The organism is Flavobacterium glycogeni, from assembly GCF_048286775.1.
Taxonomy (GTDB): Bacteria; Bacteroidota; Bacteroidia; order Flavobacteriales; family Flavobacteriaceae; genus Flavobacterium.
This window is the reverse complement of sequence record NZ_JBLVPV010000006.1, coordinates 178,440-190,926: the sequence shown is the minus strand read 5'-3', so window position 1 is coordinate 190,926 and position 12,487 is coordinate 178,440. Positions and strand designations below refer to the sequence as shown.

Here is a 12,487-nt window from a genome sequence, read left to right as displayed (position 1 = left end):
TTATAAATTTATTTTACTCCGTTTCATTTATTTCCAATACGGAACTTTTTAAGGATTGTTGCATATACCAATCCAGTCCGACTTTCATTAAATAATCACCACTGAATGTTTGTCCACTTTGTTTGAACTGGGGTTTGGTTTCGTCCATCAAATTAATTTCTTTTACTACATATCTCTTTGCGGGATCCAGCCCTTTCAATTGAAGTTTTGGAAAAACATCTCCGTGCTTTGGATGCAACGAAAAAGCAAACAACACTGATTTTTTCTTTGTTTCATCCACATACATCAATGAGGCCGCCAAATTATCGTATGGCGCCACTAATCGATATACAACGCCATAACCAATTACATCCTGCAAACGTTTATAGTTTTGAACGGCCTGTTTACAATAGTTCAATTCATCATCTTTGAGATGGCTTAGCTGTATATCAAAACCAAGTTTGCCCATCATGGCCACATCGGTCCTGAATTTAATGGATTGATTGCCCCATGATGTAACATGGGCACAAACTGCCGCCGCCGGAAAGAAATAAGAATACCCCCATTGAATAAAAATACGGCTCAGCCCATCGGTGTTATCACTCGGCCAGAACTCCTGCATGTATTTCAGGCCGCCATATTCGGCGCGGCCACCACCACCACTACACCACATCATTTCCAGATCGGGATAATTAGCTCTTATTCTTTTTAATACATTATAGAGCCCATCCACATAATCCACATACAAATTAGCTTGTTTGTTTTTCAGATAAGGAGAATACACATTGGTCATGTAACGATTACAGTCCCATTTAATATAAGCGATATTAGGATTTTGCTTCATCAGCTTATTGACCACATCAAATACATGCTGCTGCACCGCAGGATTACTGAGGTCCAATACCAACTGTGTGCGGCGTAAATTTTCATCACGATTAGGCAATTTTAAAACCCAGTCAGGATGTTTTTCATACAACTCACTTTTAGGATTCACCATTTCGGGCTCGACCCAAATACCAAACTTCACTCCTTTTTTCTCAGCTTCTTTCACCAAATATCCAATCCCATCAGGTAATTTGGTTTTATTCACGTCCCAATCTCCCAAACCAGCATCGTCATTATTGCGTGGATATTTATTACCAAACCAACCATCATCCAACAAAAACAGATCAACCCCTAATTTTTTGGCATCATCAAAGAGGGTTACCAATTTATTTTGGTCAAACTTGAAATAAGTAGCTTCCCAGTTGTTTAACAAGGTTTGTCGCTGTTGTTTTCCTTTCCATATTCCATAATTCAAAGCCCAGCTATGAAGATTGCGACTGGCCTGACCTTTTCCTTTTGCAGTATACGTATAAATAAAAGCGGGCGTAGTAAAGGTTTCTTTAGGCTGTAAAGTATAGGTTGAAGCATATGGATTGATGCCAGAATTGATCTGCAACAAATGATCTACATCTTCGCTATACCGTATATTTTCAAACAACAAACGATAATTCCCACTCCATGCCAATGTACCCGCCAAGACTTCACCAGTTTCTTCTTCAGCCGGTTTATTGATGGATAGCATGAACGACGGGAGATCGAAATTGGTCGCTCTTGCCCCTAATTTCGACTCGATTGTTTTAATACCTTCGGGCAATTGCACTTCCTCCATTCGCATTTCATTGGCCCAATCGCCAAAAAAATGGCTCAGCCAATATTTATCCCCTTTTAATTGCAAGGCCGCTGATGCATACTGGTTCAACAATACCGCCTTTTTTTCTTTATGCCGAATGGTCGTCCATTGTTCCATCACGTCTTCCTTTGCATAGGTTTTGATATGCAGGGTCAGTTCAAACGGATAAACCGGGTCTTTCAAAACAATATGGGTTGTGCTTACATTGTCATCCGTTTTTTCAACTGTATGCTTTACATATTGTAATTGCAAAGATGGGTTTCCATCAGCATGTGTTACTTGAATGGCTGGGTCTCTTACGTAGTTTAGACCGCCAGTTGTAAAAGCATCTCCGGGTGGTGTAGCCATTTTTTTGTAATCATCCCGAAATAATAAAGAGACACCAAAATACACTTGTGACAATTGCTTTTTATTATTCACCCGGTAAACCAATGCCGTATTTTTAGTTTGCAGAATAATTTCCTCGGGAACTGCTTGTGCCTGAAGAATTAAAGAACTTAATACTAGCAATAGTATTGAAAAAATATTTTTTATCATGGTTTTTTTTATTTCTTTTAATGCAATTGTCTTCTAATGATATCACTATTTTATGTTGCATTTCATTCCTTTTACAGTCGAAAACGCAACAATATTTATCCTGAAAGGTAAATTCACATTACAATCGGTTCCTGTTTATTTTTTAATCCAACCATTTCCGTCCATCCAATTCTTTAGTCTGTCCATCCATTTGTCTTTAGTAGTTGGGTTATTCATTCCAAAGCCATGCCCTCCTTTGGCATAAATATGCAATTCGGACAGCACTTTATTTTTTTGCAAAGCTTCGTAAAAAGACAAACTATTTTGCACTTTTACCGCATCGTCATCGCTGCAATGCACTAAAAAACTGGTTGGCGTTTCTTTGGTAACCTGCAATTCGTTTGAGTAATCCAATATTTTTTCCATAGAAGGATTATTATCAAGCAAAGCATTTCGTGAACCTATATGCCCAATGCTATCTGTAAAGCTAATGACCGGATAAATGAGCATCAAAAAATCGGGGCGAAGATTGGTATTCTCCGGATTTTCGATAAATGCTTTATTGAAATGCGTTCCGGCTGTTGATACCAAATGCCCACCGGCAGAAAACCCCATTATACCAATTTTTTTGGGGTTGACATTCCATTCTTGTGCATGCTCCCTTACCATTTGTATGGCTCGCTGTGCATCTTGCAGTGACCCGATGCTTTTATCATCCATAATCATATCATTAGGCAACCTGTATTTTAAAACAAATACCGTAACACCCCATTCATTAAAAACTTTAGCCACATCTGTTCCTTCATGACCAAACGCAACAATACCATAACCTCCTCCTGGGCAAATGATTACCGCTGTCCCATTGGCTTTGGCAGCAGCTGGCTTGAAAACAGTTAGTGTTGGAGATATAACATTACTAATTCGTAAAATCCCATCCTTCCCTAGCTCCTGATTTTCTTTTATTTCTGCAGGTTTGCTATTGGGAATTCCATTTTTATATAGAAATATCGTTTGTTGAGCTGTGGTCATATATCCCATTATTAATAATACGGTTATTAGCAATTGCTTTATCATATTTGTTAATCTGTTTTTTTTAGTAATTAATATACAACATTAAGCTTTTTATTTTATCTCGTATTTCATTCCTTTTACAGTCGAAAATGTAACAATATTCATCCCTGCGGATTTCACATTTACTTTTTTACCTTTCGTATCATAAACATTCATTCCCATAGGTAAATTTACATAACAATTGGTTCCTGATTTAGAAATAATTTCGGCTTTTGTTAATTTGTGATTATCCCAGTCAAAGGTTATTTCAAACCCATTTCTGGCGCAGATTCCTTTTACATTTCCCGAACTCCAATCAGCATTTGTAGGTAAAGCAGGTAGAAAACGAATAACCGAATTCTTGCCATTACTCTGCAAAAGCATTTCTGCAATGGCGGCTGTCCCTCCAAAATTCCCGTCAATTTGAAATGGAGGATGTGCACAGAAAAGATTAGGATAAGTACCGGCTCCGCTTCCTGTATAGGTCGTTCCAGTTTCTTTGAAAGCAGGAATCAACAATCCTTTCAAGACCTTCAAGGCGTGATCGCCATCTTCCAATCTGGCCCAAAAATTAATCTTCCAAGCTCTCGACCATCCTGTCCCTGCATCACCTCTTCTCAACAAAGTTTTACGGGCTGCATCAACCATCAAAGGAGTTTCTATAGTATTAATTTCATCGTAAGGATACAAACCATACAGTTGTGAAACGTGACGGTGTGTAGGTTCCGTTTCATCATAATCCCTGATCCATTCTTGAACTCCGCCCGTTTTTGCACTGATTTGATTGGGTGCCAAACGGCTCTTTAATTGTTCCAAAGTATCAGCGAAATCAGCATCCAAGCCTAATAGTTTAGCAGCTGCAATGGTATTGGTAAATAACTCCCTTCCTATTTGCATATCCATTGTTGGTCCCATAGTGGTTTGCCCAACAAAACCATCCTCGGTCTTATATGAGTTTTCAGGTGAATTTGAAGGTGCCGTTACCAACCATTTTGTTTGAGGATCTTCTATTAAAATACCTTTATAAAACTCTGAAGCTCCTTTCAAAACCGGATATATTTCTTTTAAAACTTCCTTATTGGGATTGTATAAATAATGTTGCCACAAATGCTCGCACAACCAAGCGCCCCCTGATAAGGTCGATCCCCATTCTGCGCCTTCGCCCGGTGCCGTGAATTTCCAAGGATTGGCAATTACGTGAGCTACCCAACCTTTAGTGTTGTAATAGGCCTGAGCTGTTTTTTCTCCGGGTTTTACCAATTGTTCTGTAAACTGAACTAGTGGTTTATGACAATCAGCCAAGTTTGTGGATTCGGCAGGCCAATAATTCATTTGTAAATTAATGTTCAGATGATAATCGCCATTCCATGGTGTTTGATATTCCTCAGCCCAAAGCCCTTGTAGATTAGCTGGTAATCCACCCGGACGAGAAGAGGAAATCAACAAATATCTTCCGAAATTGAAATACAATGCCGGCAAGGTCACGTCGCTTTCGCTTTTTGCAAAACGCACTAAACGTTCTGCGGTTGACAGGTTTGCGATAGTCGCATTTTGCTTCGCAGTAAACTGTATTTTACAGCGATTATAATAGGATTGAAAATCGGCAATGTGTTTATCTTTAATACTCTTCCAAGAAATTTTACTGGCGGAATTCACCGCTTTCTGTACAACAGGCAAGGGATCTGTTCCTCGCTTTTCAACCGTTGGCCAGTTTAAATCGGTCGCTGCACTGAAAATTAGTATGCATTCTGTTGCTCCTTCTATAGTCAAACCATTATTTTGAGCCATCACTTTCCCGTCAACAGCAATCGCTTTGGCGTAGCCTGCAAAACGAATTCCTAAATCACCATCCCCACCCGGTAACTGTCCGGTCATGGTAATCGCGTTTCCATTCGAAGAGAATTTTGCATTTTCTTTTCGATCTAATAAAACCTTAAAATTTAAAGCTTTGGCTTTAGTGGCACTTAAGCGAATGATGATTGTATTTTGCGGTGCGCTACTCAAAACTTCTTCTTTAAAAGTGGTACCGCCCTTTTTCCATTCGGTTACAGCCAATGCCTTATCCAAATGCAACGTTCTTTTATAGTCAGAAACTGCTCTTACGCTATCTTTCCAGTTAATCAACAAATCCCCAAAAATCTGGTAGCAGCCAAATTTTGCCTTTGCTCCATTTCCATAGGCAGAACCTTGACCGGCACTGACAAAATAGCTTTGCAACAATTCTTGGGCTTCTTTATTTTTTCCTTCTTTCAGCAAACGTTGAATTTCCGGTAAATGCTGTGAGGCATCATCTCTGTTGGGATTTTCTACTCCGCCTGACCACATCGAGTTTTCGTTCAACACAATGCGTTCCTTAGTAGGATTGCCATAAACCATGGCGCCCAAACATCCATTTCCTAAAGGGATGGATTGTGTAAAGTGCGTTGCGGGAGCATCAAACTTGATTTCTTGGTCGCTTTGTCCATAAATGCAAAACGCAGAAGCAAAAAGAGATACGAATAGAAGAACTTTGTTTTTGGCACGCATACTTTATAATTTTTTTACTAAATTCTATTTTCACGATATCCGAACAGGCTGTTTTGTTATCATGCTCCTTTTTTTACTTTATCAAAAACATGTGACTGCCTCTTTATTACGGAAAAACAAAAAGAGGAGAAAATATAGTATTTCCTTCCTCTTTTTTGGCACTAATTCATTATTCAAATTTCATCCAATAGCTGTAGCTGTAATTTTTAAAAGGAATTCTGTATTTTTCCATTGGCCAGGATCCCCAACTATCCATTCCCTGTAAACCGGTTTGTTGTAAGTCCATGTGCAGGTAGATTTCGTTCCTTTTATTGAGTTCCCCGCTATGGTATTGTTTCTTTTGAGCTTCAGGATCTAAATCATCCAAGTTATAAGGCAAAGCCGAAAAACTCAATAAATTGTCCACAAATGCAAATTGTATTTTTCTTCCCTTTGCATTACTGAAACTTACCCAGCGTACTTCTGTTTTGTTACCACTTTCTTGAGGTCTGGCATAAGGAAAATACTGTTCCTCCACTGATTGTTTGAATTGACCGATGAAAGTATTTGTTTTTCTGTCCCAATAATTCTCACCCGGACCACGACCGTACCAATTGATTGTATTGAAATTTTTATTGATAACCAAATCGTTTCCTGCTCTCAACAATAAAGGATTTTTTCCCTTGATGGCCGTAAATTCATTATCAACTTTTATGCTTCCATCGCCGTAAACCGTAAATATTTGTTGGTGTGAGGCTTCTCCGTCAACCAACTTCGTTGTGAATTTTACCTGCGCTGAACCGTCAGTATTCTTTGATACTACAGCTTGCATTTCGGTACCATTATCATAAGCATTTCTCCATTTTCTTAAGCTTGTATTAAATCCGGCACCAATGTCGTTGTCTGTTGGAGCTCTCCAGAAAGAAGGTTTTGGCCCTTGTTCTATAAACTGCTCGCCTTTGACACTATAACCAGACAAAATTCCTTTTTTCAAATCGAAAACAACCTCAAATTTGTCTCCTGAAATGGTACACTGCTCTTGCGTTTCTTTTAATTGCAAAACCTTTTTTGAACTCGGCATAAAAACAGTTGCCGGAAGCGTTTTCAATATCAATTGCTCAACAGCGATTTCATATTGTTTAGGCAAGAAAGGCTCTTCGGTTTTTAGCGAATAATACACATTCAACTGGTATTCTTTATCCGTTTTTTGAACCGTTTTGATGGCCAATTTAAAATCATTTTCCGCTTGTGGCTCCAATGAAATCGTGTTAATGGTACCGTTTTCTTTGGCAATTCCATTCTCCATTAATACCCAACGCATCATCACATTATCCAGGTTTTTAAAGAAAAAGCCGTTTTTAACTGTGATGGTGTTGTTACCAACGAATTTTGTTTTAATGTTTTGGTGCGCTTTTTTCACTTCCAAAGCCATTGGCGTAATTTCACGGTATGCCGTAACCACTCCTTTTACACAGAAATTATTATCGCTTAAATTTTCGTCAACCGGCCCTTCCAACGGGAAATCTCCACCATACGCCTTAATGCGTTTGCCGTTCTTAACCGTATCAATAGATTGGTCAATCCATTCCCAAATAAATCCTCCCTGTAGTTTAGGGTTGTTTTCTACAACATCCCAATAATCTTGGAAATTCCCCAAACTATTCCCCATAATGTGGGCATATTCACTTTGAATATTTGGTATTCTGGCGTCACTTTTTGAATATTTCAACAGATCATCCGGAGACATATATTGCGGACAAAAAATCTCTGAATAATGAGTATCATTCGGTTTCTCATAATTAATGTCTCTTTCATACTGGATTGGCAAAGTCGTTTCCTTTCTCAACCAATCGTAAGCTGCGTAAAAATTAGTTCCGTCACCCGCTTCGTTTCCTAAAGACCAGGTCACCACACTTGCGTGATTTTTGTCTCTTTCATACATGCGCTGAATACGTTGCAGATGCGATTCTTTCCACAGCGGATTGTTAGCCAATGTTACATCTAAATCATAACCCAAACCATGTGATTCAATATTAGCTTCATCAACAACATACAAACCAAATTCGTCGCAAAGTTCCATCCAATACGGATCCGGCGGATAATGCGAATGACGAACGGCATTGACATTCAGTTTCTTCATCATCTCCATATCCTTTCTCATATCTTCCTTGCTGAGCGTGTGTCCGTTTGTTGGATGATGCTCATGTCGGTTAACCCCTTTTATGAAAACCCGTTTACCATTAACTAAAAAATCAGCTCCTTTAATTTCTATTTTTTTGAAACCAATACGAAGTGGCACCACTTCCTTCACTACTCCTTTAGCATCTTTTAAAGTGATGTACAAACGATACAAATAAGGCGTTTCCGCGGTCCATTTTTGGACGTTTTTTATAGTGGTTTTAAATTCAATATTCGTTTTATATTTCCCTAATATGGTTTTAAAATCCTTAGTTTTGTCTTGATAAACAACATTTCCTTTGGCATCTTCCAAGCTTACTTCAACCGTTAGACTGTCTTTCTTGCTGTATAATCCTTTTTCAGTTTTGTAACTGGCGATTTCTGTATTAATACTAAGTAATCCATTGGTATACGTATCATCGAGTGTACTGATAATTTTTGTATCACGAATGTTCAATTTCTCAGTGGCATATAAAAAAACATCCCTTTCGATGCCCGAAAAACGGAACATATCCTGACACTCTAAATAACTGGCGTCACTCCAACGATATACTTGAAAAGCGATTAAATTTTCCCCAGCTTTGACAAATTTGGTGATGTCAAATTCGGCAGCCATCTTACTGTCTTCGCTATACCCTACTTTCTTTCCGTTTACCCACACAAACAGACACGATTTTGCGTTACCTACATGAATAAAAACCTGTTTCCCTTTCCAATTGGCAGGTAAATTGATTTTTTTGCGATAAGAACCTACGGGATTGTTATTAGCAGGAATATCGAATGGCGGATTCATTTTTGCATAACGCAAATTATGACCGGCAAAATCATACGGCTGGTTCACATAAATAGGCAAACCATACCCATTTACTTCCCAACTGGCTGGTATACGAAAATCCGTCCATTTGGTATCATCGTAAGCAAGTTCGAAAAAATTTTGCGGACGCTGGTTCGGGTCTTGTACCCAATTAAATTTCCAACTCCCGTTTAATGAAAAAAAGTTAGCCGACTTTTCCCTGTCGTATTGTTTGGCTTTTTCCATATTTTCGAAACCAAAAGCGCTATTTCGCATTGGCATTCGATTCAAGGAAACGATTTCAGGATTTTGCAGTTCGGCAGGCAGCTGCGCAAAAATATTTACTGATACTAACAAGACAACAATCGCCATTCTTGTTTTTTTCATGTTTCCAAAAATGGTGATTCCTTTCGATTTCTGTAGCTTCCTACTTTTGCTCCACATTGTTTTCATCATTATATTTATATCCATTTTAGTTTTATGTATTAAGGCAATTCATGCCGCTTCTCTTTTCATTTATTACATTATCCAAATCTTCTTAGACTATATTAAATATTTGCAAATACTCTATTTATAGTGTCTAAACCTATTTTTTGCCTATTATACCTGACTTCTTGAAAACTCAGTTCACGCAAATTTTTGATTTCATTTTTATAAATTCAAAAATATAACAGTTCCTCTAAAATATATACCAGTACCTACCAGTTTTTTTTATGGCATGTGTAAAAAAATTACCCAATTCAAAAGAATCCCGAAATACAATTTTTTAATTTCAAGCTAAAGCCGATGCTACTAAAAGCTTCATATTATCAGTCAAACCAATGGCAATTCATGTATTGCAAAAATCAAAACGGCATAGTTTATATTATTTACCCCGCAAAAGATAAACATTATAAGCTATGCCGTTTTTGTAAACCCAAAAATAAATTTGAGATGTGTTGCGGGACATTATAAACCAATCCTTTTTTATCAAAAAAATGACAAAAAACGAAACGTAATACTTCTATTAAAAAAAATCCCACCTGCGTAAAATTATTTCTTACCAGAAAAAGGTATACAAAGCAGCTAGGACAGCAACTATAATCAAAGATCCTACAGTAAATCCTGGCGAAACTTTAAACATAGATTTATCAACTGCCAAGCCATTTGTTTTAACGCCTCTTTGTGTTTCATAAATACTTATCACATACATTCCGATGACACATATCAAAAACACAAATCCCATACGATCCATGAATGGAATTTCATAAACACCTTCTGCATTTGGCACTGAAAAGCCCATGCCATTTAGAAATGACAAATCAACAAAATGAGGCATGAATTTGAACACTATCGACATTAAGAAACCGCCAATCATAGCAAACATTGCTGCATTAGATGTGGTTTTTTTCCAAAAGAATCCTAAAATAAACATGGCAAAAACACCAGGACTTACAAAACCGGTATATTCTTGAATGTATTGAAAACCTCCTTTTTTGTCAATTCCTAAAAATGGCGCTACAATAACAGCAATAATCATAGCCGCGATAATGGTCATTTTCCCAATGTTTACTAATTTTTGTTCACTTGCTTCAACGTTTAATTTTTTCTTATAAACATCTAAAGTAAAAATTGTAGCGATGCTATTCGCTTTTCCTGCCAATGAAGCAACAATAGCCGCGGTCAAAGCGGCAAATGAAAGCCCTTTTAATCCTGTAGGCAACAAATTCAACAATACTGGATAAGCACGATCAGGATTCAAACTTCCATCTTGTAATAATTCTGTCTGAAAACTTCCATTTTGATAAAGAACATAAGCAGCAATACCAGGTAATACTACAATAATTGGCATTAATAATTTTAAGAACGCAGCAAATAAAATACCACTTCTGGCCGTTTTTAAATCAGCTCCAAGGGCTCGTTGCGTTATATATTGATTACAACCCCAGTAATTAAAATTCATAATTAACATCCCTCCTATTAATACAGATAATCCGGGAAGATCCATATAATTCGGATTTGACTTATCAAAAATCATGTGAAAATGACCATCGGCTTTTTCAGTCATTAAATTAAATCCGTTGATCACTCCAGTAGTTTCGAATTTTTCAGAAACCAAATTAAGTGCCAAATAAGTAGTTGCCAGACCTCCTAAAATCAAGAAAAACACTTGAACAACATCAGTATACCCAATTACTTTCATTCCTCCAAGGGTAATCATTACAGCAAAAAGAGCCAAAAAAACCATACAAAGGGTGATGTTTAAACCTGAAATACTACTCACGGCAAGTGCACCTAAATAGAGAATCGATGTTAAATTGACCAATACGTAAAGTAACAACCAGAAAACAGCCATAATCATGGCAACATTACCATTGTAACGCTGATTTAAGTATTGTGGCATGGTCGAAATTTTATTTTTCAGGTACACCGGCATAAAAAATATTGCTACAAAAACCAAGGTTAATGCTGCCATCCATTCATAAGTTGCAATGGCCAATCCTAATTTGAAACCACTCCCGCTCATTCCTATAAATTGCTCGGCACTAATATTACTGGCAATCAAAGAGGCGCCAATTGCCCACCATGTTAGCGAGCCTTCAGCAAGAAAATAATCTTTGCTACTGGCTTGCTCTTTCTTTTTTCGGTTGTAAATCCACAATCCATAACCAACAATGGTTATGAAATAGAGGAAAAAAACAATGTAATCATTGGTTGACAATGTTTTATGCATAATTTCGGTTTAAAAGTTAATTGATTTATTTGTTTTTATAATGCGTATCTGAAATCGCTTTCAATATCGAAGCACTCTTCTCGGGTGTAATATCCCTCTGAGATTCGCCAAGCATTTCGTAACCCACCATGAATTTTTTTACCGTGGCAGAACGTAACAAAGGCGGATAAAAATGCATATGAAATTGCCATTCCGGATGCGATTCCCCATCGGTTGGAGTTTGGTGAATTCCTGACGAATACGGGAATGATGTCTCGAAAAGATTATCATATTTGGTAGTCAATTGTTTCAAAATCGTTGAGAAAGCAGTTGTTTCGTCCAAAGTGAAATCGGTAATTTTCCCAAAATGGCGCTTACTGATGATCATCGTCTCGTAAGGCCAAATGGCCCAAAAAGGAACGAGCGCCACAAAATGATCGTTCTCGATAACAATTCGTTCGTCTAGCTTTAATTCCTCCTGCAAATAATCCTGCAACAGATTGCTTTGGTGTAAATCGTAATAGGTTTTCAGGTTGTTTTGCGTTTTCTCCACTTCGGTAGGCAAGGACGATTGCGCCCAAATTTGACCGTGCGGATGTGGATTGCTACACCCCATGACGCTTCCTTTATTTTCAAAAATCTGGACATAATTGATATAATCAATCTTGCCCAAATCAATGTATTCTTTTTGCCAGGTTTGAATGATATTTTCAATGCCATCTACCGTCATTTCGGGCAACGTCAGGTTGTGCTTTGGCGAAAAGCAAACCACTCTTGAAATACCTCTCTCGGGTTGTGCTTTGAAAAAAGTCTCCTTAATACTGTCCTCAAAAAGAATTTCCTCCTGCTTTAGTGCGGCGAAATCATTTTCGAAAACAAAACTATTTTCATACTCAGGATTCGTCATGCCATTGGCCCGAATATTTCCCGGACACAAATAACAGGTGGGGTCATATTCAGGCAATGCGTCAGAAGCTACCGTTTCGTTTTGGCCTTGCCAAGGTCGTTTGGCACGATGCGGAGAAACCAAAACCCATTCGTTAATTAATGGATTGTAGCGTCTGTGCGGATCTTCGTTGATATCGAAATTTTTCATTTT

Annotated in this window: 6 protein-coding genes; all 6 read right to left on the bottom strand. The window is 37.8% G+C overall.

The window, feature by feature from the left end:
- Window positions 1–13 precede the first annotated feature (13 nt).
- The 6 genes from ACNQGX_RS07225 to ACNQGX_RS07200 all read right to left on the bottom strand — a co-directional run bounded on the left by ACNQGX_RS07225 (window position 14) and on the right by ACNQGX_RS07200 (window position 12,484).
- A complete protein-coding gene (locus ACNQGX_RS07225; protein ID WP_417975248.1) occupies window positions 14–2,191 on the bottom strand; it encodes an alpha-galactosidase in 2,178 nt (725 codons plus the stop codon).
- 135 nt (window positions 2,192–2,326) lie between these two features.
- Window positions 2,327–3,199, bottom strand: a complete 873-nt coding sequence (locus tag ACNQGX_RS07220; protein ID WP_417975247.1) for an alpha/beta hydrolase — start codon at window positions 3,197–3,199, stop codon at window positions 2,327–2,329.
- A gap of 93 nt (window positions 3,200–3,292) precedes the next feature.
- Window positions 3,293–5,746 carry a glycoside hydrolase family 95 protein gene (locus ACNQGX_RS07215; RefSeq protein ID WP_417975246.1) on the bottom strand — a complete coding sequence of 818 codons (2,454 nt, stop codon included), beginning with the start codon at window positions 5,744–5,746 and terminating at the stop codon, window positions 3,293–3,295.
- Window positions 5,747–5,915: 169 nt separating this feature from the next.
- A complete protein-coding gene (locus tag ACNQGX_RS07210; protein WP_417975245.1) occupies window positions 5,916–9,167 on the bottom strand; it encodes a glycoside hydrolase family 2 TIM barrel-domain containing protein in 3,252 nt (1,083 codons plus the stop codon).
- 568 nt (window positions 9,168–9,735) lie between these two features.
- Window positions 9,736–11,409 (bottom strand): sodium/sugar symporter, encoded by a 1,674-nt coding sequence (locus ACNQGX_RS07205; RefSeq protein ID WP_417975244.1) that lies wholly within the window; start codon window positions 11,407–11,409, stop codon window positions 9,736–9,738.
- Between the two features lie 25 nt (window positions 11,410–11,434).
- A complete protein-coding gene (locus tag ACNQGX_RS07200; RefSeq protein ID WP_417975243.1) occupies window positions 11,435–12,484 on the bottom strand; it encodes a UDP-glucose--hexose-1-phosphate uridylyltransferase in 1,050 nt (349 codons plus the stop codon).
- Window positions 12,485–12,487 lie beyond the last annotated feature (3 nt).

Excerpts from the sequence above, each read along its gene's own strand:
- ACNQGX_RS07210 (WP_417975245.1), bottom strand. The coding sequence starts at position 9,167 with ATGGATATAAATATAATGATGAAAACAATGTGGAGCAAAAGTAGGAAG.
- ACNQGX_RS07200 (WP_417975243.1), bottom strand. The coding sequence starts at position 12,484 with ATGAAAAATTTCGATATCAACGAAGATCCGCACAGACGCTACAATCCA.
- ACNQGX_RS07225 (WP_417975248.1), bottom strand. The coding sequence starts at position 2,191 with ATGATAAAAAATATTTTTTCAATACTATTGCTAGTATTAAGTTCTTTA.
- ACNQGX_RS07205 (WP_417975244.1), bottom strand. The coding sequence starts at position 11,409 with ATGCATAAAACATTGTCAACCAATGATTACATTGTTTTTTTCCTCTAT.
- ACNQGX_RS07215 (WP_417975246.1), bottom strand. The coding sequence starts at position 5,746 with ATGCGTGCCAAAAACAAAGTTCTTCTATTCGTATCTCTTTTTGCTTCT.
- ACNQGX_RS07220 (WP_417975247.1), bottom strand. The coding sequence starts at position 3,199 with ATGACCACAGCTCAACAAACGATATTTCTATATAAAAATGGAATTCCC.